General features: G+C 59.6%; 21 protein-coding genes. 19 read left to right on the forward strand and 2 right to left on the reverse strand.

Annotated features, from left to right (window positions below):
* Window positions 1-16 precede the first annotated feature (16 nt).
* The 19 genes from AO353_RS27720 (at window position 17) to AO353_RS27810 (ending at window position 21,094) form a co-directional block, all read left to right on the forward strand.
* Window positions 17-1,183 (forward strand): cupin domain-containing protein, encoded by a 1,167-nt coding sequence (locus tag AO353_RS27720; RefSeq protein WP_054597852.1) that lies wholly within the window; start codon window positions 17-19, stop codon window positions 1,181-1,183.
* A complete protein-coding gene (locus AO353_RS27725) occupies window positions 1,176-1,598 on the forward strand; it encodes a GNAT family N-acetyltransferase (RefSeq protein ID WP_054597853.1) in 423 nt (140 codons plus the stop codon). The genes AO353_RS27720 and AO353_RS27725 overlap by 8 nt, the downstream gene beginning before the upstream one ends.
* A 250-nt stretch (window positions 1,599-1,848) precedes the next feature.
* Window positions 1,849-2,646 carry a secretin N-terminal domain-containing protein gene (locus tag AO353_RS27730; RefSeq protein WP_054597854.1) on the forward strand — a complete coding sequence of 266 codons (798 nt, stop codon included), beginning with the start codon at window positions 1,849-1,851 and terminating at the stop codon, window positions 2,644-2,646.
* Window positions 2,647-3,144: 498 nt separating this feature from the next.
* Window positions 3,145-4,470: an isocitrate lyase gene (aceA, locus tag AO353_RS27735; RefSeq protein WP_054597855.1), complete on the forward strand. Its 1,326-nt coding sequence runs from the start codon at window positions 3,145-3,147 to the stop codon at window positions 4,468-4,470.
* A 672-nt stretch (window positions 4,471-5,142) separates the two neighbouring features.
* On the forward strand, window positions 5,143-5,556 hold the full coding sequence (locus AO353_RS27740) for an NADH-quinone oxidoreductase subunit A (protein ID WP_007905050.1): 414 nt from the start codon (window positions 5,143-5,145) through the stop codon (window positions 5,554-5,556).
* Between the two features lie 10 nt (window positions 5,557-5,566).
* The gene (locus AO353_RS27745; protein WP_019689823.1) at window positions 5,567-6,241 is read left to right on the forward strand and encodes a NuoB/complex I 20 kDa subunit family protein; all 675 of its coding nucleotides are present in this window, start codon (window positions 5,567-5,569) and stop codon (window positions 6,239-6,241) included.
* Window positions 6,242-6,314: 73 nt separating this feature from the next.
* Window positions 6,315-8,099 (forward strand): NADH-quinone oxidoreductase subunit C/D, encoded by a 1,785-nt coding sequence (gene nuoC / locus AO353_RS27750; protein ID WP_054598365.1) that lies wholly within the window; start codon window positions 6,315-6,317, stop codon window positions 8,097-8,099.
* Window positions 8,100-8,101: 2 nt separating this feature from the next.
* Window positions 8,102-8,599, forward strand: coding sequence for an NADH-quinone oxidoreductase subunit NuoE (nuoE, locus tag AO353_RS27755; RefSeq protein WP_007970445.1), 498 nt, complete (start codon window positions 8,102-8,104; stop codon window positions 8,597-8,599).
* Window positions 8,596-9,951, forward strand: coding sequence for an NADH-quinone oxidoreductase subunit NuoF (gene nuoF / locus AO353_RS27760; RefSeq protein WP_019689821.1), 1,356 nt, complete (start codon window positions 8,596-8,598; stop codon window positions 9,949-9,951). The genes nuoE and nuoF overlap by 4 nt, the downstream gene beginning before the upstream one ends.
* Window positions 9,952-10,088: 137 nt before the next feature.
* On the forward strand, window positions 10,089-12,803 hold the full coding sequence (gene nuoG, locus AO353_RS27765; RefSeq protein ID WP_054597856.1) for an NADH-quinone oxidoreductase subunit NuoG: 2,715 nt from the start codon (window positions 10,089-10,091) through the stop codon (window positions 12,801-12,803).
* Window positions 12,800-13,807 carry an NADH-quinone oxidoreductase subunit NuoH gene (gene nuoH / locus AO353_RS27770; protein ID WP_019689819.1) on the forward strand — a complete coding sequence of 336 codons (1,008 nt, stop codon included), beginning with the start codon at window positions 12,800-12,802 and terminating at the stop codon, window positions 13,805-13,807. The genes nuoG and nuoH overlap by 4 nt, the downstream gene beginning before the upstream one ends.
* A 12-nt stretch (window positions 13,808-13,819) precedes the next feature.
* Window positions 13,820-14,365 carry an NADH-quinone oxidoreductase subunit NuoI gene (gene nuoI, locus AO353_RS27775; RefSeq protein WP_203226134.1) on the forward strand — a complete coding sequence of 182 codons (546 nt, stop codon included), beginning with the start codon at window positions 13,820-13,822 and terminating at the stop codon, window positions 14,363-14,365.
* A 9-nt stretch (window positions 14,366-14,374) separates the two neighbouring features.
* Window positions 14,375-14,875 (forward strand): NADH-quinone oxidoreductase subunit J, encoded by a 501-nt coding sequence (nuoJ, locus tag AO353_RS27780; protein ID WP_054597858.1) that lies wholly within the window; start codon window positions 14,375-14,377, stop codon window positions 14,873-14,875.
* A 4-nt stretch (window positions 14,876-14,879) separates the two neighbouring features.
* Window positions 14,880-15,188 (forward strand): NADH-quinone oxidoreductase subunit NuoK, encoded by a 309-nt coding sequence (gene nuoK, locus AO353_RS27785; RefSeq protein ID WP_054597859.1) that lies wholly within the window; start codon window positions 14,880-14,882, stop codon window positions 15,186-15,188.
* On the forward strand, window positions 15,185-17,038 hold the full coding sequence (nuoL, locus tag AO353_RS27790) for an NADH-quinone oxidoreductase subunit L (RefSeq protein WP_054597860.1): 1,854 nt from the start codon (window positions 15,185-15,187) through the stop codon (window positions 17,036-17,038). The genes nuoK and nuoL overlap by 4 nt, the downstream gene beginning before the upstream one ends.
* A gap of 39 nt (window positions 17,039-17,077) precedes the next feature.
* Window positions 17,078-18,610, forward strand: a complete 1,533-nt coding sequence (gene nuoM / locus AO353_RS27795; protein WP_054597861.1) for an NADH-quinone oxidoreductase subunit M — start codon at window positions 17,078-17,080, stop codon at window positions 18,608-18,610.
* Between the two features lie 7 nt (window positions 18,611-18,617).
* Entirely contained in the window at window positions 18,618-20,081 is a 1,464-nt protein-coding gene (gene nuoN, locus AO353_RS27800; RefSeq protein ID WP_019689813.1) for an NADH-quinone oxidoreductase subunit NuoN, read from the forward strand.
* 174 nt (window positions 20,082-20,255) lie between these two features.
* Entirely contained in the window at window positions 20,256-20,720 is a 465-nt protein-coding gene (locus tag AO353_RS31790) for a type II toxin-antitoxin system Phd/YefM family antitoxin (RefSeq protein ID WP_237142943.1), read from the forward strand.
* Window positions 20,717-21,094: a type II toxin-antitoxin system VapC family toxin gene (locus AO353_RS27810; protein WP_054597862.1), complete on the forward strand. Its 378-nt coding sequence runs from the start codon at window positions 20,717-20,719 to the stop codon at window positions 21,092-21,094. Before AO353_RS31790 ends, AO353_RS27810 begins: the two co-directional genes overlap by 4 nt.
* Before the next feature lie 80 nt (window positions 21,095-21,174).
* Here the strand turns inward: AO353_RS27810 and cysS are convergent, their stop codons facing one another.
* Together cysS and AO353_RS27820 are read right to left on the reverse strand one after the other, a co-directional pair.
* Window positions 21,175-22,557 carry a cysteine--tRNA ligase gene (gene cysS / locus AO353_RS27815; RefSeq protein ID WP_019689810.1) on the reverse strand — a complete coding sequence of 461 codons (1,383 nt, stop codon included), beginning with the start codon at window positions 22,555-22,557 and terminating at the stop codon, window positions 21,175-21,177.
* 20 nt (window positions 22,558-22,577) lie between these two features.
* Window positions 22,578-24,275: a glutamine--tRNA ligase/YqeY domain fusion protein gene (locus AO353_RS27820; protein WP_054597863.1), complete on the reverse strand. Its 1,698-nt coding sequence runs from the start codon at window positions 24,273-24,275 to the stop codon at window positions 22,578-22,580.
* Window positions 24,276-24,406 lie beyond the last annotated feature (131 nt).

The following is a 24,406-nucleotide window of genomic DNA, read 5'->3' on the forward strand; positions in this document are numbered from 1 at the left end:
TTTCAATAGGTTACACATGAATCCTGATACTCCTCTTCAACTTCTGGGCGGCATCACGGCACGGGAATTCCTGCGCGACTACTGGCAGAAAAAACCGCTGTTGATCCGCCAGGCGATCCCTGACTTCGAAAGCCCGATCGACGCCGACGAACTGGCCGGTCTGGCACTGGAAGAAGAAGTCGAATCGCGCCTGGTCATCGAGCACGGCGAGCGCCCTTGGGAACTGCGTCGCGGCCCGTTCGCCGAAGACGAATTCAGCAAGCTGCCAGAGCGCGAGTGGACCCTGCTGGTGCAGGCCGTCGACCAGTTCGTGCCGGAAGTCGCCGAGCTGCTGGAAAACTTCCGCTTCCTGCCGAGCTGGCGCATCGACGACGTGATGATCAGCTTTGCCGCCCCGGGCGGCAGTGTCGGTCCGCACTTCGACAACTACGACGTGTTCCTGCTGCAAGGCCACGGCAAGCGCAACTGGAAAATCGGCCAGATGTGCGATTCCGACAGTCCGCTGCTGCAACATGCCGACCTGCGTATCCTCGCCGACTTCGAAGCCACCGACGAGTGGACCCTGGAACCGGGCGACATGCTGTACCTGCCGCCGCGCCTGGCCCACTGCGGCGTGGCCGTCGATGACTGCATGACCTACTCGGTCGGTTTCCGCGCCCCAAGCGCCGCTGAAGTGCTGACCCACTTCACCGACTTCCTCAGCCAGTTCCTGCCTGACGAAGAACGCTACACCGATGCCGACGCGCAGCCAGCGATCGACCCGCACCAGATCCAGCACGATGCGCTCGACCGCTTGAAAAGCCTGCTGGCCGAGCACATGAGCGACGAGCGCCTGTTGCTGACCTGGTTCGGCCAGTTCATGACCGAGCCACGCTACCCGGAATTGGTGGTTGGCCCGGAACTGGAAGAAGACGACCTGCTGAGCAGCCTTGAACAAGGCGCCGTGCTGATTCGCAATCCAAGCGCGCGCCTGGCCTGGTCCGAAGTCGACGACGACCTGCTGCTGTTCGCCAGCGGCCAGAGCCGTTATCTGCCAGGCAAACTGCGCGAACTGCTGAAAATGATTTGCGCCGCCGATGCGCTGCACGTCGACAACCTTGGCCAATGGCTGAGCGATGAAGACGGCCGCAACCTGCTGTGCGAGCTGGTCAAGCAAGGTAGCCTGGGATTCGCTGATGAATAAAATTCGCGTACGTGTCGCAGACTGGCAAAAGGATAACGCCGAGATCCGGCGCATTCGTGAAACGGTGTTCATCGCCGAGCAATCCGTTCCACCCGAACTGGAATGGGATGCCGACGACGCGAGCGCCGTGCATTTCCTCGCCTTCGAAGGCGACTTTCCGATTGGTACCGCCCGCCTGCTGCCCGATGGCCACATCGGCCGGGTATCGGTACTCAAGGACTGGCGCGGCCTGAAGGTCGGCGACAAGCTGATGCAGGCAGTGATCGGCGAAGCCGAGAAGCGCGGGCTCAAGCAGCAGATGCTCAGCGCGCAGGTTCAGGCGACAGCGTTCTACGAGCGCCTGGGCTTTACCGTGGTCAGTGAAGAGTTCCTGGAAGCAGGGATTCCTCACGTGGACATGGTTCGCAAGGGCTGATTACCTGTGGCGAGGGAGCTTGCTCCCGCTGGGTCGCGAAGCGGCCCCAAAATTATTAGGGCTGCTGCGCAGCCCAGCGGGAGCAAGCTCCCTCGCCACAAGTGCACACCAGCAACACCACAAAAACGCCCCGCTATCCTCCAGATAGCGGGGCGTTTTGGTATCGTGCAAACGGTGTTGCCAGCAAGATCAAAAGATCGCAGCCTGCGGCAGCTCCTACAGGCTTTTTTTATTCGCGGAGATAACGGACATGTCCCTACGCACCCTGCTCACCACGCTGCTGCTGACCTGCAGCTTTTCGGTCGTCGCTGCTACCGAGGTGGTGCAGCTCAACAATCGCACCAGCGCCGACCTGCTGCCGGTGGCGCAGAATTTTATCGGCAGGGACGGCAAGGTCAGCGCCTACGGCAACCAGCTGATCGTCAACGCCGAACTCGACAAGATCAACGAACTCAAAGCCCTGATCGCACAGCTCGACACCGTACCCAAGCGTCTGCTGATCACTGTCGACACCAACGAAAACAACCAGCAGAACAACGCCGATCGGCAAACGCAGATCATCACCTACAGCACCGATAGCCGTGAAGGCGGCATCCAGCAGGTCCAGACCAGCGAAGGTACGCCCGCCCTGATCCAGATCGGCCAGAGCGTGCCGCTGACCACCACCCAGACCGACACCTACACCAGCCTGCCAAATCAGGTAAACACCTCCCGCCAGCCGCAAAACCCGCTCAACAACTACGCTCACCAGCAAAACCAGACCCAATACCGCAACGTCACCCAGGGTTTCTACGTCACCGCCAGCGTTACCGGCGACATCGTTCACCTGGCAATCAGCACCAACCGTGACCGCATGAGCCAGGAACGCCCCGATGTAGTGAACGTGCAAAGCACCGACACAACCGTCAGCGGCCGCCTGGGCGAGTGGATCACTCTGGCTGGCGTCAACCGCCAGACGCAAGCCGACAAACAGGCTATGAGCCGCAGCTACTCTACTCAGGGACGGGATGACATGACGTTGCGAGTCAAAGTCGACACCTTGGACTAACACACCAAAAACTGACTGATTAGTCGTATTAGACTAAAGATGTAGTGCTTGAAAAATAGCACTACAAAACGTTTGACGAGCCAAAAAAGCGAAGGCATGATGGCCTCGCTCCCGCTAATCAGGGGCCCTGGCAAGGGCCTTCGGATCGCGCTCTAACCTTACCGACCTGAGCCGATTCGTGTCTGTACCGCCCATAAGGTGTGTTTGACGAGGTTGCGACTGGAACGAAGTTGTCCCGAGGGACGGAAGCGTAATAGGTAGCCCGGCAACACACTGATGATCGTATAAAGGCCCACGACGCCCGAATGCGCCCGCCAGTTCGCCCTTACCTGCTCAGCTTTCATCCTCGAGCCCATCGTTCATCCCGTCGCCTTCCCCGCCAGACCCGACTTGACCGCCTAAGCTTCTGGTCAGCGAGCAGCCATCTACGCCCCATTTGAATGTGCGTATCTGGCAACAGGAATTTTCCACCAGACCTATGCGACGAGGTTTATCTCCATGGCACTGACACGCGAACAGCAAATTGCAGCCCTTGAAAAAGACTGGGCTGAAAACCCGCGCTGGAAAGGCGTGACACGCACTTACTCCGCTGCTGACGTCGTCCGTCTGCGTGGCTCGGTTCAACCTGAGCACACCTTTGCAAAAATGGGCGCCGAGAAGCTCTGGAACCTGGTTACCCAGGGTGCCAAGCCAGCCTTCCGCCCCGAGAAAGATTTCGTCAACTGCATGGGCGCCCTGACCGGCGGCCAGGCGGTACAGCAAGTTAAAGCCGGCATCCAGGCGATCTACCTGTCGGGCTGGCAGGTTGCTGCAGACAACAACTCTGCAGAATCGATGTACCCGGACCAGTCGCTGTACCCGGTCGACTCCGTACCGACCGTGGTCAAGCGCATCAACAATTCGTTCCGTCGCGCCGACCAGATCCAGTGGAAAGCCGGCAAGAACCCGGGCGACGAAGGTTACATCGACTACTTCGCACCGATCGTTGCCGATGCTGAAGCCGGTTTCGGTGGCGTTCTGAACGCCTACGAGCTGATGAAGAGCATGATCGAAGCAGGCGCTGCCGGCGTTCACTTCGAAGACCAACTGGCTTCCGTGAAAAAATGCGGCCACATGGGCGGCAAGGTACTGGTTCCAACCCAGGAAGCCATACAGAAGCTGATCGCAGCTCGTCTGGCAGCCGACGTTGCCGGTACGCCGACCATCATCCTGGCCCGTACCGACGCTAACGCTGCTGATTTGCTGACGTCCGACTGCGATCCGTACGACCAGCCATTCGTGACTGGCGAGCGCACCCAGGAAGGCTTCTACAAAGTTCGCGCCGGCCTCGACCAGGCTATCGCTCGCGGCCTGGCCTACGCGCCGTACGCCGACCTGATCTGGTGCGAAACCGCCAAGCCGGACCTGGACGAAGCCCGTCGCTTCGCTGAAGCGATCAAAAAGGAATACCCGGACCAACTGCTGTCGTACAACTGCTCGCCTTCCTTCAACTGGAAGAAAAACCTGGACGACGCGACCATCGCCAAGTTCCAGCGCGAACTGTCTGCCATGGGCTACAAGCACCAGTTCATTACCCTGGCCGGCATTCACAACATGTGGCACAGCATGTTCAACCTGGCGCACGACTACGCCCGCAACGACATGACTGCCTACGTGAAGCTGCAAGAGCAGGAATTCGCTGACGCCGCCAAGGGTTACACCTTCGTAGCGCACCAGCAGGAAGTGGGCACCGGCTACTTCGACGACATGACCACCGTGATTCAGGGCGGCTCGTCTTCGGTTACCGCACTGACCGGCTCCACCGAAGAAGAACAGTTCCACTGATCTGATTCGAACGAACAAACGGCCCTTCCAGACCGAGTAAAAAACTAACCGGAATGCCGCACATCTGACGCCCCGACTGGTTCGGGGCGTTTTTTTGCCCGCAATTTCACGAACACCAAATCTCCCGTAGCAGCTGCCGAAGGCTGCGTTCGAGTGCGCAGCGCTCGCCAATACGGTAAATCTGAAAATCCGCAGTGAATGGCTTTACCGAGTCATCGTTCATCGCGGGCAAGCCTTGCTCCTACAGGAAGGGGGAGCAAGGACGAGCAAAAACATTGATCCAGAGCGGTATTTCAATCGGCAAAACAGGGTAAAACGGCCCCGCGCACTACTTGCAGTAGCCGGCATGTAAGCGCAACTTTCCAGCCACCACCCCGAATAACAGTTCAAAAACCGCCGCAAACAATATTGATTATCATTTGGCACGATTCATGTTCGTTACAACTCGCACAAAACATTATTGACGAAACCCCTGCTAATGCCCGCAACGCATGGGCTGCAGGCTTTTTGAGGTGCGCTATGTCCTTATTCTTATAAATAATTTCGCTACAGGAATTTTACTTGCTCGGTGTTTAGCCATAAAATCACCGCGATTGATTGCTGCGACATATCGTCACTGCTTTATTTCTTTTCAAGCTCAGAGACCTTTGCTCTCTGTTAAGGATTACCAGCATGCCCGAAGCGACAGGACTCATGGCCCACAACTGGGGCTTTGCCATTTTCCTTCTGGGTGTCGGCGGCCTGTGCGCCTTCATGCTCGGCGTCTCCAGCCTCCTCGGGTCAAAAGCCTGGGGCCGCAGCAAAAACGAACCGTTCGAGTCCGGCATGCTACCTACCGGTGGCGCCCGCTTGCGGCTCTCAGCCAAATTCTATCTGGTCGCGATGCTGTTCGTGATCTTCGATATCGAAGCCCTATTTCTCTTTGCCTGGTCTGTGTCCGTCCGCGAAAGCGGCTGGACCGGATTCGTCGAAGCTCTCGTTTTCATAGCAATTCTGTTGGCAGGTCTTGTCTACCTATTTCGAGTGGGCGCCCTTGATTGGGCTCCGGAAGCTCGTCGTAAGCGGCAGGCGAAGCTGAAACAATGAGGCTTTGGCGATGCAATACAATCTCACCAGGATCGACCCCGATGCTCCTAACGAGCAGTACCCGATTGGCGCACGGGAAACCGTCTCCGATCCGTTAGAAGATCAAGTCCACAAAAACATTTTCATGGGCAAGCTCGAAGACGTGCTTAACGGCACGATCAACTGGGGGCGTAAGAACTCCCTGTGGCCGTATAACTTCGGCCTTTCGTGCTGCTACGTGGAAATGACCACCGCCTTCACGGCGCCCCACGACATCGCGCGCTTTGGCGCCGAGGTTATCCGGGCATCGCCGCGTCAAGCGGATTTCATGGTTATTGCCGGAACCTGCTTCATCAAGATGGCGCCGATCATTCAGCGTCTCTACGAGCAGATGCTCGAGCCGAAGTGGGTTATCTCCATGGGTTCGTGCGCCAACTCCGGTGGCATGTACGACATCTACTCCGTCGTTCAAGGGGTGGACAAGTTCCTGCCCGTGGACGTCTACGTGCCTGGCTGCCCGCCCCGCCCTGAAGCTTTTCTGCAAGGCTTGATGCTGTTGCAGGAGTCGATTGGCCAGGAGCGTCGCCCACTTTCCTGGGTCGTTGGCGATCAAGGCGTTTACCGCGCCGAGATGCCTTCGCAAAAGGAACAGCGCCGCGAACAGCGTATTCAGGTAACCAACCTGCGCAGCCCCGACGAAGTCTGATCCAGCTCTGTTCTTACAAAGAAACGAGAAACTGGCTTCATTCTTTACGTTGACCGAAAGCGATAAAAAAACCATGACTACAGGCAGTGCTCTGTACATCCCGCCTTACAAGGCAGACGACCAGGATGTGGTCGTCGAATTGAACAATCGTTTTGGCCCTGAGGCGTTCAGCGCCCAGGCCACCCGCACCGGCATGCCGGTGCTTTGGGTTGCCCGTGCCAAACTCGTCGAAGTCCTGACCTTCCTGCGCAACCTGCCCAAGCCGTACGTCATGCTCTATGACCTGCACGGCGTGGACGAGCGTCTGCGCACCAAGCGCCAGGGTTTGCCGAACGGTGCCGACTTCACAGTGTTCTATCACTTGATGTCGATCGAACGTAATAGTGACGTAATGATCAAGGTCGCCTTGTCCGAGAGCGACCTCAGCGTGCCGACCGTGACCGGTATCTGGCCGAACGCCAACTGGTACGAGCGTGAAGTGTGGGACATGTACGGCATCAACTTTGCCGGCCACCCGCACCTGACCCGCATCATGATGCCGCCGACCTGGGAAGGTCACCCGCTGCGCAAGGACTTCCCGGCCCGTGCCACCGAGTTCGACCCGTTCAGCCTGACGCAGGCCAAGCATCAGCTTGAAGAAGAGGCTGCACGCTTCAAGCCTGAAGACTGGGGCATGAAACGTTCCGGCGCCAACGAGGACTACATGTTCCTCAACCTGGGCCCGAACCACCCTTCCGCTCACGGTGCATTCCGCATCATCCTGCAACTGGACGGCGAAGAAATCGTCGACTGCGTGCCGGACGTCGGCTACCACCACCGTGGTGCCGAGAAGATGGCCGAGCGTCAGTCCTGGCACAGCTTCATCCCGTACACCGACCGTATCGACTACCTCGGCGGCGTGATGAACAACCTGCCGTACGTGCTCTCGGTCGAGAAGCTGGCCGGCATCAAGGTCCCAGAGAAGGTCGACGTCATCCGCATCATGATGGCCGAGTTCTTCCGGATCACCAGCCACCTGCTGTTCCTGGGTACGTACATCCAGGACGTCGGCGCCATGACCCCGGTGTTCTTCACCTTCACCGACCGCCAGAAGGCGTACACGGTGATTGAAGCCATCACCGGTTTCCGTCTGCACCCGGCCTGGTACCGCATCGGTGGCGTTGCCCACGACCTGCCGCGCGGCTGGCAAAAACTGGTCAAGGACTTCGTCGAGTGGATGCCAAAGCGCCTGGACGAATACCAGAAAGCCGCACTGGACAACAGCATCCTGCGTGGCCGGACCATCGGCGTCGCCGCCTACAACACCAAAGAAGCCCTGGAATGGGGCGTCACCGGTGCAGGCTTGCGTTCGACCGGTTGCAATTTCGACCTGCGCAAGGCTCGTCCGTACTCCGGCTACGAGAACTTCGAATTCGAAGTGCCGCTGGCGGCCAATGGCGATGCCTATGATCGTTGCATCGTGCGCGTGGAAGAAATGCGCCAGAGCATCAAGATCATCGACCAGTGCCTGCGCAACATGCCGGAAGGCCCGTACAAGGCGGATCACCCGCTGACCACGCCGCCGCCCAAAGAGCGCACGCTGCAGCACATCGAGACCTTGATCACGCACTTCCTGCAAGTTTCGTGGGGCCCGGTCATGCCGGCCAACGAATCCTTCCAGATGATCGAAGCGACCAAGGGCATCAACAGTTATTACCTGACGAGCGATGGCGGCACCATGAGCTACCGCACCCGGATTCGCACCCCAAGCTTCCCGCATCTGCAGCAGATCCCTTCGGTGATCAAAGGCAGCATGGTCGCGGACTTGATCGCGTACCTGGGTAGTATCGACTTCGTTATGGCCGACGTGGACCGCTAAGCATGAACAGCACGCTTATCCAGACAGACCGTTTCGCCCTGAGCGAAACCGAGCGCTCGGCCATCGAGCACGAGCTGCATCACTACGAAGACCCGCGCGCGGCGTCGATCGAAGCCCTGAAGATCGTCCAGAAGGAACGTGGCTGGGTGCCTGACGGCGCGCTCTACGCCATCGGCGAAATCCTTGGCATCCCGGCCAGCGACGTTGAAGGCGTGGCGACGTTCTATAGCCAGATCTTCCGTCAGCCAGTCGGTCGTCACATCATTCGCGTCTGCGACAGCATGGTCTGCTACATCGGTGGCCACGAGTCGGTGGTCAGCGAAATCCAGAGCAAGCTGGGCATCGGCCTGGGTCAAACCACCGCCGACGGTCGTTTCACCCTGCTGCCGGTCTGCTGCCTCGGTAACTGCGACAAGGCGCCGGCGTTGATGATCGACGACGACACATTCGGTGATGTGCAGCCTGCTGGCGTTGCCAAATTGCTCGAGGGCTACGTATGACCCTGACTTCCTTCGGCCCTGCCAACCGCATCAAGCGCAGTGCAGAGACTCACCCGCTGACCTGGCGCCTGCGTGACGACGGCGAGGCTGTCTGGCTCGACGAGTACCAGGCCAAGAACGGCTACGCCGCAGCGCGTAAAGCCTTCGCCGACATGTCCCAGGACGATATCGTCCAGACCGTCAAGGACTCCGGCCTCAAGGGTCGCGGTGGCGCAGGCTTCCCCACTGGCGTGAAGTGGGGCCTGATGCCCAAAGACGAATCCATGAACATCCGCTACCTGCTGTGCAACGCGGATGAAATGGAACCCAACACCTGGAAAGACCGCATGCTGATGGAGCAACTGCCCCATCTGCTGATCGAAGGCATGCTGATCAGTGCTCGCGCACTGAAAACCTACCGTGGCTATATCTTCCTGCGTGGCGAATACACCACCGCCGCCAAGCACCTGAATCGTGCCGTGGAAGAAGCCAAGGCTGCAGGCCTGTTGGGCAAGAACATCCTGGGCAGCGGTTTCGATTTCGAACTGTTCGTCCACACCGGCGCCGGGCGTTACATCTGCGGTGAAGAAACCGCACTGATCAACTCCCTCGAAGGCCGCCGCGCCAATCCGCGCTCCAAGCCGCCCTTCCCTGCCGCCGTTGGCGTGTGGGGCAAGCCGACCTGCGTGAACAACGTCGAAACGCTGTGCAACGTGCCGGCGATCATCGGCGACGGCGTGGACTGGTACAAATCCCTCGCTCGCGAAGGCAGTGAAGACCATGGCACCAAGCTGATGGGCTTCTCCGGCAAAGTGAAGAACCCTGGCCTGTGGGAACTGCCGTTCGGCGTCCCTGCGCGCGAGCTGTTCGAAGACTACGCCGGCGGTATGCGCGACGGTTACAAGCTCAAGTGCTGGCAGCCAGGCGGCGCCGGTACCGGCTTCCTGTTGCCGGAACACCTGGACGCACAAATGTACGCCGGCGGCATCGCCAAAGTGGGCACCCGTATGGGTACCGGCCTGGCCATGGCGGTAGACGACAGCGTCAACATGGTGTCCCTGCTGCGCAACATGGAAGAGTTCTTCGCCCGTGAGTCGTGCGGTTTCTGCACCCCGTGCCGTGACGGTTTGCCGTGGAGCGTCAAGCTCCTGCGCGCCATCGAGAACGGTGAAGGGCAAGCCGGCGACATCGAGACCCTGCTGGGTCTGGTCGGCTTCCTCGGCCCAGGCAAGACCTTCTGTGCTCACGCACCGGGTGCCGTGGAGCCATTGGGCAGCGCCATCAAGTATTTCCGTCCAGAGTTCGAAGCCGGCATCGCGCCCACCCGCGCCGCCGTCCCGCCTCTGGCAAGGCCGATCGTAGTCGGCGCTTAACGCTTTAAAAAAGGCGAACGGTCCGTGCCGTTCGCCTTTCGTCCGATGACGCCTTTTCAGGCTGTTTGGATTTGGACGGATAACAAGATTCCATTAGCCACGCCCGCTGACACCGGGCCAACGAAGAACTTTGAACCATGGCCACTATCCACGTAGACGGCAAAGAGCTCGAAGTCGATGGGGCAGACAACCTGTTACAGGCATGTCTGTCGCTAGGCCTCGATATCCCTTATTTCTGCTGGCACCCCGCCCTCGGCAGCGTTGGCGCTTGCCGCCAGTGCGCCGTCAAGCAGTACACCGACGAGAACGACAAGCGTGGTCGTATCGTCATGTCCTGCATGACGCCTGCGACCGACGGCAGCTGGATCTCCATCGATGACGAAGAAGCCAAAGTGTTTCGCGCAAGCGTCGTCGAATGGTTGATGACCAACCACCCGCACGACTGCCCCGTGTGCGAGGAAGGCGGTCACTGCCACCTGCAAGACATGACGGTAATGACCGGCCACAACGAGCGCCGTTACCGCTTCACCAAGCGTACCCACCAGAACCAGCAACTGGGCCCGTTCATTTCCCACGAAATGAACCGCTGCATCGCCTGCTATCGCTGCGTACGTTTCTATAAAGACTACGCCGGCGGTACTGACCTCGGTGTATTCGGTGCCCACGACAACGTGTACTTCGGTCGCGTTGAAGACGGCACCCTCGAAAGCGAGTTCTCCGGCAACCTCACCGAGGTCTGCCCGACCGGTGTGTTCACCGACAAGACTCACTCCGAGCGCTACAACCGTAAATGGGACATGCAGTTCTCGCCAAGCATCTGCCATGGCTGCTCCAGCGGTTGCAACATCAGCCCGGGTGAGCGTTACGGCGAACTGCGTCGCATCGAAAACCGCTTCAACGGTTCGGTGAACCAGTACTTCCTGTGCGACCGTGGCCGTTTCGGCTATGGCTACGTCAACCGCGAAGATCGCCCACGTCAGCCGCTGCTGGCCAACGGCGCGAAGCTGAGCCTCGACGAAGCGCTGGATAAAGCCGCTGACCTGCTGCGCGGTCGCAACATCGTCGGTATCGGTTCGCCGCGTGCCAGCCTTGAAAGCAACTATGCCCTGCGCGAACTGGTCGGTGCCGAGCACTTCTACTCGGGTATCGAAGCTTCCGAGCTTGAGCGTATTCGCCTGGTCATGCAGGTGCTGAAAGACAGCCCGCTGCCGATCCCGAACATGCGCGACGTCGAAGACCACGACGCAATTTTCATCCTCGGTGAAGACCTGACCCAAACCGCTGCGCGCATGGCCCTGGCCCTGCGTCAATCGGTCAAGGGCAAAGCCGAAGACATGGCCGACGCGATGCGTGTTCAGCCTTGGCTCGACGCTGCGGTGAAAAACATCGGCCAGCACGCGCTGAACCCGCTGTTTATCGCAAGCCTGGCTGAAACCAAGCTCGACGACGTGGCTGAAGAATGTGTTCACGCCGCTCCAGACGACCTGGCACGTATCGGTTTCGCCGTGGCTCACGCCCTCGACGCCAGCGCTCCAGCCGTTGAAGGCCTGGACAGCGAAGCTCTCGAACTGGCTCAACGCATCGCCAACGCCCTGCTCGCGGCCAAGCGCCCACTGATCATCGCCGGTACTTCGCTGGGCTCCAAAGCCCTGATCGAAGCGGCGGCGAACATCGCCAAAGCCCTGAAGCTGCGCGAGAAGAACGGTTCCATCAGCCTGATCGTGCCAGAGGCCAACAGCCTCGGCCTGGCCATGCTCGGCGGCGAATCGGTCGATGCAGCCCTGCAAGCGGTGATCGAGGGTAAAGCCGACGCCATCGTGGTGCTGGAAAACGATCTGTACACCCGCACCGACAAAGCCAAGGTCGATGCGGCCCTGACCGCCGCCAAAGTGGTGATCGTTGCCGACCATCAGAAAACCGCTACCAGCGATCGCGCGCACCTGGTTCTGCCAGCCGCCAGCTTCGCTGAAGGCGACGGTACGCTGGTCAGCCAGGAAGGCCGCGCCCAGCGCTTCTTCCAGGTCTTCGACCCGACTTACCTCGATGCGAGCATCCTGGTTCACGAAGGCTGGCGCTGGCTGCATGCCCTGCGCGCAACCCTGCTGAACCAGCCGATCGACTGGACCCAACTGGACCACGTCACCGCGGCCTGCGCTTCTAGCACTCCACAACTGGCCGGCATCGTCAACGCCGCACCGTCCGCTTCGTTCCGGATCAAAGGCCTGAAACTGGCCCGCGAACCGCTGCGTTACAGTGGCCGGACCGCCATGCGCGCCGACATCAGCGTGCACGAGCCGCGTACATCCCAAGACAACGACACCGCGTTCTCGTTCTCCATGGAAGGTTACTCGGGCTCGGTCGAACCGCGTCAGCAAGTGCCATTCGCCTGGTCGCCGGGCTGGAACTCGCCGCAAGCCTGGAACAAGTTCCAGGACGAAGTCGGTGGTCACCTGCGTGCCGGTGATCCGGGTGCTCGCCTGATCGAAAGCCAGGGTGATTCGCTGAACTGGTTCGCCAGTGTTCCGCGTGCATTCAACCCGGCCCAGGGCACCTGGCAGGTTGTGCCGTTCTATCACCTGTTCGGCAGCGAAGAGAACTCTTCGAAAGCCGCTCCGGTCCAGGAACGCATTCCGGCTGCTTATGTGTCGCTGGCCAAGTCCGAAGCCGATCGTCTGGGCGTCAATGACGGTGCCATGCTGAGCTTGAACGTTGCCGGCCAGACCCTGCGTCTGCCACTGCGCATCAACGAAGAACTGGGCGCTGGCCTGGTGGCGCTGCCTGCGGGTATCGCCGGCATTCCACCGGCAATCTTTGGCAAATCCGTTGACGGTCTGCAGGAGGCAGCGCAATGACCTTGTTCACTCCTGAAGTGATCGACATCATCATCGCGGTGCTCAAGGCCATCGTGATCCTGCTCGCCGTTGTGGTCTGCGGCGCGCTGTTGAGCTGGGTCGAGCGTCGTTTGCTCGCCCTCTGGCAGGACCGTTACGGTCCGAACCGCGTCGGCCCGTTCGGCGCGTTCCAGATCGCCGCCGACATGATCAAGATGTTCTTCAAGGAAGACTGGACGCCGCCGTTCGCCGACAAGGTGATTTTCACCCTGGCGCCGGTCGTGGCCATGAGCGCCTTGCTGATTGCCTTCGCGATCATCCCGATCACCCCGACCTGGGGTGTCGCGGACCTGAACATCGGCATCCTGTTCTTCTTCGCCATGGCCGGTCTGTCGGTCTACGCGGTGTTGTTCGCCGGCTGGTCGAGTAACAACAAGTTCGCCCTGCTGGGCAGCTTGCGGGCCTCGGCACAAACCGTGTCGTACGAAGTGTTCATGGGCCTGTCGCTGATGGGCATCGTGATCCAGGTCGGCTCGTTCAACATGCGCGACATCGTTGATTACCAGGCCCAGCACCTGTGGTTCGTCATTCCGCAGATCTTCGGTTTCCTGACCTTCTTCATTGCCGGCGTCGCCGTGACTCACCGTCACCCGTTCGACCAGCCGGAAGCGGAGCAGGAACTGGCCGACGGTTACCACATTGAATACGCCGGCATGAAATGGGGCATGTTCTTCGTCGGCGAGTACATCGGCATCGTGTTGATTTCGGCGCTGCTGGTAACCTTGTTCTTCGGTGGCTGGCACGGTCCGTTCGGCATTCTGCCGCAGATCCCGTTCATCTGGTTCGCACTGAAAACCGCGTTCTTCATCATGTTCTTCATCCTGCTGCGCGCCTCGATTCCGCGCCCACGGTATGACCAAGTGATGGACTTCAGCTGGAAGTTCTGCCTGCCGCTGACCCTCGTCAACATGCTGGTGACCGCTGCGATCGTGTTGCTCAACACGCCCGCCATCGCGGCTCAGTGAGGATAGAGAATCATGAAGTATATTTTTGACATCGTGCATGGCTTCTTCACCCAGCTTCGCAGCCTGGTGATGATCTTCGGCCATGCCTTCCGCAAGCGCGACACGCTGCAATATCCGGAAGAGGCGGTGTACCTGCCGCCGCGCTTTCGTGGACGTATCGTCCTGACCCGCGACCCCGATGGTGAAGAGCGTTGCGTTGCCTGCAACCTCTGCGCCGTGGCATGCCCGGTCGGTTGCATCTCGCTGCAGAAAGCCGAAACCGAAGACGGTCGCTGGTACCCGGAGTTTTTCCGTATCAACTTCTCGCGCTGCATTTTCTGTGGCCTCTGCGAGGAAGCCTGCCCGACCACCGCGATCCAGCTGACACCGGATTTCGAAATGGCCGAGTTCAAGCGTCAGGACCTGGTTTACGAGAAAGAAGATCTTTTGATCGCAGGACCCGGCAAAAACCCTGACTACAACTTCTATCGTGTTGCAGGTATGGCCATTGCTGGCAAGCCGAAAGGCTCCGCGCAGAATGAAGCCGAACCGATCAACGTGAAGAGCTTGCTGCCTTAAGGAAGAAAGATGGAATTCGCTTTCTATTTCGCGTCAGGAGTTGCCGTTGTGTCCACGCTTCGCGTGATCACCAACACCAATCCTGTACACGCCCTGCTCTACCTGATTATTTCGCTGCTCGCCGTGGCGATGACCTTTTTCAGCCTCGGTGCGCCATTTGCCGGTGTACTGGAAGTGATCGCCTACGCCGGCGCCATCATGGTGCTGTTCGTGTTCGTGGTGATGATGCTGAACCTCGGCCCCGCCTCGGTTCAGCAAGAGCGCGTCTGGCTCAAGCCCGGCATCTGGGCGGGTCCCGTTATACTGGCTGCGCTGCTGCTGGCTGAACTGCTGTATGTGCTGTTCAGCCATTCCAGCGGCAGCGGCGTCGGCCACACCACCGTAGACGCCAAGGCCGTGGGCATCAGCCTGTTCGGTCCTTATCTGCTGGTGGTCGAACTCGCCTCGATGCTGCTGCTCGCTGCAGCCGTCACGGCGTTCCATTTGGGCCGCAACGAGGCGAAGGAGTAACTTTATGCCTGCTATCCCTCTCGAACATGGTCTGGCGGTTGCCGGCATCCTGTTCTGCCTCGGTCTGGTTGGCCTGATGGTCCGCCGCAACATTCTTTTCGTGCTGATGAGCCTGGAGGTCATGATGAATGCCTCCGCACTGGCGTTCATCGTTGCCGGTAGCCGTTGGGGCCAGCCGGATGGACAGATCATGTTCATCCTGGTGATCAGCCTGGCAGCTGCCGAGGCCAGTATTGGCCTGGCGATTCTGTTGCAGCTGCATCGCCGCTTCCACACTCTCGATATCGACGCTGCCAGCGAGATGCGCGGATGAACCTTCTCTATCTGACTTTCGTATTCCCCCTGATCGGTTTCCTGCTGCTGTCGTTCTCACGCGGCCGCCTCTCGGAAAACCTCTCGGCGCTAATCGGCGTCGGCTCCGTCGGCCTCTCGGCGATCGTTGCTGCCTATGTGATCTGGCAGTTCAACGTCGCGCCGCCTGAAGGCGGTCACGTCACCCAGGTGTTGTGGCAGTGGATGTCGGTAGGCGACTTCAAGCCGAACTTCGCCCTGTACCTGGATGGCCTGTCCGTGACCATGCTCGGTGTGGTCGTCGGCGTGGGCTTCCTGATCCACCTGTTCGCGTCCTGGTACATGCGCGGTGAAGACGGTTACTCGCGCTTCTTCGCGTACACCAACCTGTTTATCGCCAGCATGCTGTTCCTGGTGCTGGGCGATAACCTGTTGTTCCTGTACTTCGGTTGGGAAGGCGTGGGCCTGTGCAGCTACCTGTTGATCGGTTTCTACTACAGCAACCGCAACAACGGTAACGCCGCACTCAAAGCCTTCATCGTCACCCGTATCGGCGACGTGTTCATGGCCATCGGCCTGTTCATCCTGTTCCAACAGTTGGGCACGCTGAACATTCAAGAGCTGCTGGTCAAAGCACCTGAGCACTTCAAGACCGGTGACTTCTGGATCGTTCTGGCGACCCTGATGCTGCTGGGCGGCGCTGTCGGTAAATCCGCACAACTGCCGCTGCAAACCTGGCTGGCGGATGCGATGGCCGGTCCTACCCCGGTTTCGGCACTGATCCACGCCGCGACCATGGTGACCGCCGGTGTCTACCTGATCGCCCGTACCCACGGTCTGTTTGCGTTGGCGCCGGACATCCTGCACCTGGTCGGCATCGTCGGCGGTGTGACGCTGGTGCTTGCCGGTTTCGCAGCTCTGGTACAAACCGACATCAAACGTATCCTCGCCTACTCGACCATGAGCCAGATCGGCTACATGTTCCTGGCGCTGGGCGTCGGTGCCTGGGAAGGCGCGATCTTCCACCTGATGACCCACGCGTTCTTCAAGGCGCTGCTGTTCCTTGCTTCCGGCGCGGTGATCGTTGCCTGCCACCACGAGCAGAACATCTTCAAGATGGGCGGTCTGTGGAAGAAACTGCCACTGGCCTACGCCAGCTTCATCGTCGGCGGCGCGGCCCTTGCAGCCCTGCCACTGGTGACCGCAGGTTTCTACTCGAAAGACGAAATCCTCTGGGAAGCCTTTGCCAGCGGCAACCACGGTCTGCTCTATGCAGGTCTGGTGGGTGCCTTCATGACGTCGCTGTACACCTTCCGCCTGATCTTCATCGCGTTCCACGGTGAAGTGAAGACCGAAGCCCACGCCGGTCACGGCATCGCTCACTGGCTGCCACTGTCGGTGCTGATCGTACTGTCGACCGCCATTGGCGCGATGATCGTTCCGCCACTGCACGGCGTACTGCCAGAAAGCGTTGGGCATGCCGGCGGCGAAGCCAAGCACAGCCTGGAACTGGCCTCGGGTGCTATCGCCCTGTCCGGTATCCTGCTGGCCGCGCTGCTGTTCCTCGGCAAGCGTCGCTTCGTCACCGCCATCGCCAACAGCGGCATCGGCCGTCTGCTCACGGCCTGGTGGTTCGCGGCCTGGGGCTTCGACTGGATCTACGACAAACTGTTCGTCAAGCCGTACCTTGCGATCAGCCACATGCTGCGCAAAGACCCGTTCGACCAAACCATCGGTTTGATCCCGCGGATGGCCAAAGGGGGCCACAACTCCCTGAGCCGTACCGAAACTGGTCAACTGCGTTGGTACGCTGCCTCGATGGCTGCTGGTGCCGTGCTGGTTATCGGCGCTGTCGTGCTGGTAGCGGTCTGATATGAACCTTGCGAACTTGCGAAAGGAAACGAGCCCGTCATGATTTTGCCATGGCTAATCCTGATCCCCTTCATCGGCGGCCTGCTGTGCTGGATGGGTGAGCGCTTCGGCGCTACCCTCCCCCGCTGGATTGCGCTGATCACCATGTCCCTGCTGCTCTCCCTCGGCCTCTGGCTGTGGGCCCACGGTGACTATTCATTTGCTCCGGCGCCTGGCGCCGATCAGACCTGGGCGCTTGAGTTCAAGCATGTCTGGATCGAGCGCTTCGGCATCAACGTGCACCTGGCCCTCGACGGCCTGTCGCTGTTGATGATCATGCTGACCGGTCTGCTGGGTGTCCTCTCGGTACTCTGCTCGTGGAAAGAGATCCAGCGTCACGTTGGCTTCTTCCACCTGAACCTGATGTGGATCCTGGGCGGTGTCGTCGGCGTGTTCCTGGCGCTCGACCTGTTCATGTTCTTCTTCTTCTGGGAAATGATGCTGGTGCCGATGTATTTCCTCATCGCGCTCTGGGGTCACAGCTCTTCGGACGGCAAGAAAACCCGGATCTACGCGGCGACCAAGTTCTTCATCTTCACTCAGGCCAGCGGCCTGATCATGCTGGTGGCGATCCTGGGTCTGGTACTGGTCAACTTCAACAGCACGGGCGTGATTACTTTCAACTACGCCGACCTGTTGAAAACCAAGATGTCGCTGACCACCGAGTACGTTCTGATGCTTGGCTTCTTCATCGCCTTCGCGGTGAAGCTGCCGGTAGTGCCGTTCCACTCCTGGCTGCCGGATGCTCACGCACAGGCACCGACTGCGGGTTCCGTTGACCTGGCCGGTATTCTGCTGAAGACCGCTGCGTACGGTCTGCTGCGTTTCGCCCTGCCGTTGTTCCCGAATGCGTCGGCCGAGTTCGCGCCGTTCGCCATGGCCCTGGGTCTGGTCGGGATCTTCTACGGTGCGTTCCTAGCTTTCGCCCAGACCGACATCAAGCGCCTGGTTGCGTACTCCAGCGTTTCGCACATGGGCTTCGTGTTGATCGGCATCTACTCCGGCAGCCAGTTGGCCCTGCAAGGCGCAGTGATCCAGATGCTCGCGCACGGCCTGTCGGCAGCGGCACTCTTTATCCTCTGCGGCCAGCTCTACGAGCGCACCCACACTCGCGACATGCGTGAGATGGGCGGCCTGTGGTCGAAGATCGCCTACCTGCCTGCCATCAGCCTGTTCTTCGCTGCAGCTTCGCTGGGCTTGCCGGTGACCGGTAACTTCGTCGGTGAGTTCCTGATCCTGATCGGCACCTTTGCCAGCGCGCCGTGGGTCACCGTGATCGCGACTGCCGGCCTGGTGTTCGGTTCGGTCTACTCGCTGATCATGATTCACCGTGCCTACTTCGGTCCGTCCAAATCGGACGCCGTGCTGCATGGCATGGATACTCGCGAAATGATCATGGTGGTTGGACTGGCAGCACTGCTGATTTACATCGGCGTCTACCCGCAACCGTTCCTCGATACCTCTGCCGCGACGATGCATGGCGTGCAGCAATGGTTCGGTACCGCCTTCACTCAACTCGCTTCGGCCCGGTAAGAGCGCTATGGACTTTACGATTCAACACTTTATCGCGCTTGCGCCATTGTTGATCACCAGCGCCACGATCATCGTGGTGATGCTGGCGATCGCCTGGCGCCGCAACCACTCGCAGACCTTCCTGCTGTCGGTCGCGGGTCTGAACCTGGCCTTGCTGTCGATCCTACCAGCCTTGAAAGTCGCGCCCCTGGCCGTGACGCCCTTGCTGCAGATCGACAGCTTTGCCTGCCTGTACATGGCGCTGATCCTGGTCGCCACCCTCGCTTGCGTCACTCTCGCCCATGCCTACCTCGGCGAAGGCGGTACGGGTTACCCGGGCAACCGTGAAGAACTGTACCTGCTGATCCTGATGGCCGCCGCCGGTGGCCTGGTTCTGGTCAGCGCGCAGCACCTGGCCGGGTTGTTCGTCGGTCTGGAACTGCTCTCGGTACCGGTCTACGGTCTGGTGGCCTATGCCTTCTTCAACAAGCGCTCACTGGAAGCCGGCATCAAGTACATGGTGCTGTCGGCAGCCGGTTCTGCGTTCCTGTTGTTCGGTATGGCCCTGCTCTACGCCGAAGCTGGCACCCTGAGCTTCAGCGGCATCGGCCACGCCCTTGCGGCCACCGGCCTGCCAAGCCCGCTGGCGCAGATGGGCCTGGGCATGATGCTGATCGGCCTGGCATTCAAGCTGTCGCTGGTACCGTTCCACCTCTGGACGCCGGACGTCTACGAAGGTGCCCCGGCACCGGTTGCAGCATTCCTGGCCACCGCCTCGAAAGTTGCCGTGTTCGCGGTCATGGTGCGTTTGTTCCAGATCTCGCCAGTGGCCAGCAGCGGTGTGTTGAGCACCGTGCTGACCGTGATCGCGATTGCCTCGATCCTGTTCGGTAACCTGTTGGCACTGACCCAGAGCAACCTCAAGCGTCTGCTGGGTTACTCGTCCATCGCGCACTTCGGTTACCTGCTGATCGCCCTGGTGGCGAGCAAGGGTCTGGCGATGGAAGCCATCGGCGTGTACCTGGTCACCTACGTGATCACCAGCCTCGGTGCTTTCGGCGTGATCACCCTGATGTCCTCGCCTTACAAAGGCCGCGACGCAGACGCACTGTACGAGTACCGCGGCCTGTTCTGGCGTCGTCCGTACCTGACCGCCGTTCTGACCGTGATGATGTTGTCGCTGGCCGGCATCCCGCTGACCGCAGGCTTCATCGGCAAGTTCTACATCATCGCCACCGGTGTCGAATCTCACCAATGGTGGCTGGTCGGCTCCCTGGTACTGGGCAGCGCCATCGGCGTCTTCTACTACCTGCGCGTGATGGTCACCCTGTACCTGATCGAGCCAAACCTGCGTCGCGTCGACGCCCAGTTGCACTGGGAACAAAAGGCAGGCGGCGTGATGCTGCTGGCCATCGCAGTGCTGGCGTTCTTCCTCGGCCTGTACCCACAGCCGTTGCTGGCACTGGTTCAGCAGACTGGCCTGGCGGGTTGATCGCTTAAGCGATACGCAGCAGAAAACACAAACGGCACCTTCGGGTGCCGTTTTTGCGTTTGGGGGACTGCTCTCCCCTTTCTCGGAATATGCCTGCAAAGAGACCGGTGGCAGCTGACATCCGGCTGATGCAACCAAGCGCTAAGGTGAGTGACGGGCTATCAGGAGCATTCAATGAAACAGGATATTTTTTCAGACGTGGTCGAAGGTTTTAAATGCCTGGCGACTGAGCAACAACGCAACATTCTGGTAAGGGGTACTCCCGAATCGCCAGCACCCTCAAAAACCTCTCGACCTTTCACCGCTAACTCGACACATGACAACGCGACCTATTGTCCGCTCACCTTTGCCTACCCCAAAAATTCTGGCTATATTTGTCCAGAATATTGGAGGGGCATCATGATCATCGTTCCGTTAGGTGAAGCAAAAAACAATTTGTCCAAACTGGTCGATGACGCTGCTTCCGGACAGATCATCACGATCGCTAAACATGGCCGAGCCCTTGCCCGCCTTGTTCCCGTGGGAAAACCCTCCGGACGGCGCATCGGAGCGATGAAAGGCAAACTGACCCTGCCTGAAGACTTTGATGCGCCGCTACCGGATGAGATGCTGGACGCATTTGAAGGGACTCCTGGATGAGGGTCTTACTCGATACACATATTCTGCTTTGGACTCTCAGTGATGATCCAAAACTATCCGGCAGAGCCAGAAAACTCATTGAGAGCGCCGCTGAGATTTACATCAGCGCAGCTACTTTCTGGAAGATGGCGATCAAGGTTGGGCTGGGAAAGCTAAGCGTTGATTTGGAAGAGGTTCGAGAATACTGCCTCGAAAGCGGTTTCATAGAGTTGCCTGTCACTTCAGAACACGCCATTGCAGTGAAAGACCTCGAACATCACCATCGCGATCCGTTCGATCGCCTTATTGTTGCAACTGCAATCACAGAACCAATGAAGCTACTCACCGCCGACCCTTTAGTCGCCAAATACACATCACTCGCTATTTTGGTTTAACTGGTTCTATCTCAACAAAGATTACGTCCATCAAACAAAAACCCGCACTAGGCGGGTTTTGTTTTTAGCTCAAGCAGGCTTCAGTCAGCCAGGCGCCAGGTCGTGCCGCCCTTGCCGTCTTCCAGCACCACGCCCATGGCGGTGAGCTGGTCGCGGATGCGGTCCGACTCGGCCCAGTCCTTGTTGGCACGGGCGGTCAGGCGCGCCTGAATCAGCGCCTCGACTTCTGCTGCATCGACCCGGCCTTCAGCGCCGGCTTGCAGGAAGTCATCGGCTTCAAGCTGCAACACGCCAAGCACACTGGCCAGTTCTTTCAGGCGTGCCGCCAGACCTGCCGCCGCGTTTAGATCGCTCTCACGCAGACGGTTGATCTCGCGCACCATCTCGAACAGCACCGCGCAGGCTTCCGGCGTGCCGAAGTCGTCGTTCATCACCTGGGTGAAACGTTCGACAAAGGCTTCGCCACCGGCGGCCGGAACCGTCGGCAAGCCTTTCAGCGCGTGGTAGAAACGCTCCAGAGCGCCTTTGGCGTCCTTGAGGTTGTCTTCCGAGTAGTTGATCGCGCTGCGGTAGTGACTCGATACCAGCAGGTAACGCACGACTTCCGGGTGGTACTTGTCGAGCACGTCGCGAATGGTGAAGAAGTTATTCAAGGACTTGGACATCTTCTCGCCATTGATGCGAATCATCCCGCAATGCATCCACGCGTTGGCGTAGGTCTTGCCGGTGGCCGCTTCGCTCTGGGCGATTTCGTTTTCGTGGTGCGGGAACTCAAGGTCGCTGCCGCCGCCATGAATATCGAAGGTCTCGCCAAGGCAGCAGGTCGACATCACCGAGCACTCGATGTGCCAGCCCGGACGCCCGGCGCCCCATGGCGATTCCCAGCTCGGCTCACCCGGTTTGGCGGCTTTCCACAAGACGAAGTCCAGCGGGTCCTGTTTCGACTCGTCGACTTCGATGCGGGCGCCGATGCGCAGGTCTTCGATTTTCTTGCGCGACAGCTTGCCGTAGCCCATGAACTTGGCGACGCGGTAGTACACGTCGCCGTTACCCGGCGCGTAGGCGTAGCCCTTGTCGATCAGGGTCTGGATCATAGCGTGCATGCCGGCGATGTGGCCGGTGGCACGCGGTTCCATGTCCGGCTTGAGGATGTTCAAGCGCGACTCGTCTTCGTGCATTGCCGCGATCATGCGCTCGGTCAACGCTTCGAACGACTCGCCGTTTTCACGGGCGCGGTTGATGATCTTGTCGTCGATGTCAGTGATGTTGCGCACGTAGGTCAGGTCGTAACCGCTGAACCGCAACCAGCGGGTCACCAGGTCGAACGCGACCATGCTGCGGCCGTGGCCCAGGTGGCAGTAGTCGTACACGGTCATCCCGCAGACGTACATGCGCACCTTGTTGCCATCCAGCGGCTTGAAGACTTCTTTGCTCTTGGTGAGTGTGTTGTAGATCGTAAGCACGATTGTTCCTTAAGACTTGATCACTGGCCCCACGAATCACGCAGGGTCACGGTACGGTTGAATACCGGAGCGCCCGGTTTCGAGTCCTTGATATCCGCGACGAAGTAACCTTCGCGCTCGAACTGGAAACGGTCTTCCGGCTGTGCATTGCCCAACGAGGGTTCAGCACGACAACCGGTGAGGACTTGCAGTGAGTCAGGGTTGATGTTGTCCAGGAAACTGGCGCTGTCTTCGGCCTTCTCCGGGTTCGGAGAACGGAACAGGCGATCGTACAGACGCACTTCGCACTCGACGCTGGCCGCGGCCGGCACCCAGTGAATCACGCCTTTGACCTTGCGGCCTTCAGGGTTCTTGCCCAGGGTTTCAGGGTCATACGAGCAACGCAGTTCGACGATGTTGCCATCGGCATCCTTGATCGCTTCGTCGGCACGGATCACGTAGCTACCGCGCAGGCGCACTTCACCGGCAGGCTCCAGGCGCTTGTAGCCCTTCGGCGGCTCTTCCATGAAGTCTTCACGGTCGATGTAGATCTCACGGGCGAATGGCAGAACACGCACGCCCATGTCTTCTTTCGGGTGGCACGCCAGTTCGAGGTTTTCGACCTGACCTTCCGGGTAGTTGGTGATCACGACTTTCAGCGGACGCAGTACGCACATGGCGCGCGGGGCGCTGTGGTCAAGGTCGTCACGGATGCTGAATTCGAGCATGCCGAAGTCAACCACGCCGTCGGAACGGTTGGTGCCGATCATTTCGCAGAAGTTGCGGATCGATTTCGGCGTGTAGCCACGGCGGCGGAAGCCCGACAGCGTGGACATGCGCGGATCGTCCCAGCCATTGACGTGCTTTTCATCGACCAGCTGCTTGAGCTTGCGCTTGCTGGTGATGGTGTAGTTCAGGTTCAGACGGCTGAACTCGTACTGACGCGGGTGCGCCGGGACTGGCAGGTTATCGAGGAACCAGTCGTACAGCGGACGATGGCTTTCGAACTCCAGGGTGCAGATCGAATGGGTGATGCCTTCGATGGCGTCCGACTGACCGTGGGTGAAGTCGTAGTTCGGGTAAATGCACCACTTGTCACCGGTCTGGTGGTGATGGGCATGACGGATGCGGTACATGATCGGGTCGCGCAGGTTCATGTTCGGCGAGGCCATGTCGATCTTGGCCCGCAGCACGCGTGCGCCGTCCTTGAACTCGCCGGCCTTCATGCGGGCGAACAGGTCGAGGTTTTCCTCAACCGAACGGTCGCGGAACGGGCTGTTCTTGCCCGGCTCGGTCAGGCTGCCGCGGTATTCCTTGGCTTGTTCAGGGGTCAGGTCGTCGACGTAGGCCTTGCCCGCCTTGATCAGCTCGACCGCCCACGCGTGCAACTGGTCAAAATATTGCGAGGCATAGCGCACTTCACCGGACCACTCAAAGCCCAGCCACTTGACGTCGCTTTCGATGGCGTCGATGTATTCCTGGTCTTCCTTGGCCGGGTTGGTATCGTCGAAACGCAGGTGCGTCACGCCACCGAATTCCTGGGCCAGGCCAAAGTTCACACAGATCGACTTGGCGTGACCGATGTGCAGGTAGCCGTTGGGCTCAGGCGGGAAACGGGTGACGATCTGCGTGTGCTTACCCGAGTCCAGATCCGCCTGGATGATCGGGCGCAGGAAATTGACCGGCACGGCAGGGCCAGTCTTGGAATTCGAGGTGGGGTCGACAGTCGGCTTGCTCATAGGATCCTTGAACGTACAAGTGCGTGGCCAGAATAAAGGGCCTGACAAAACAAAGCCGCTATCATAGCCGATGCGGTCAAGCGCCTGACAGAGCAGGCCCTAAAACTGCTGCTTTTAATCCACCGGATATG

The sequence above is a fragment of the Pseudomonas fluorescens genome, assembly GCF_001307155.1.
GTDB classification, from domain to species: domain Bacteria; phylum Pseudomonadota; class Gammaproteobacteria; order Pseudomonadales; family Pseudomonadaceae; genus Aquipseudomonas; species Aquipseudomonas helvetica.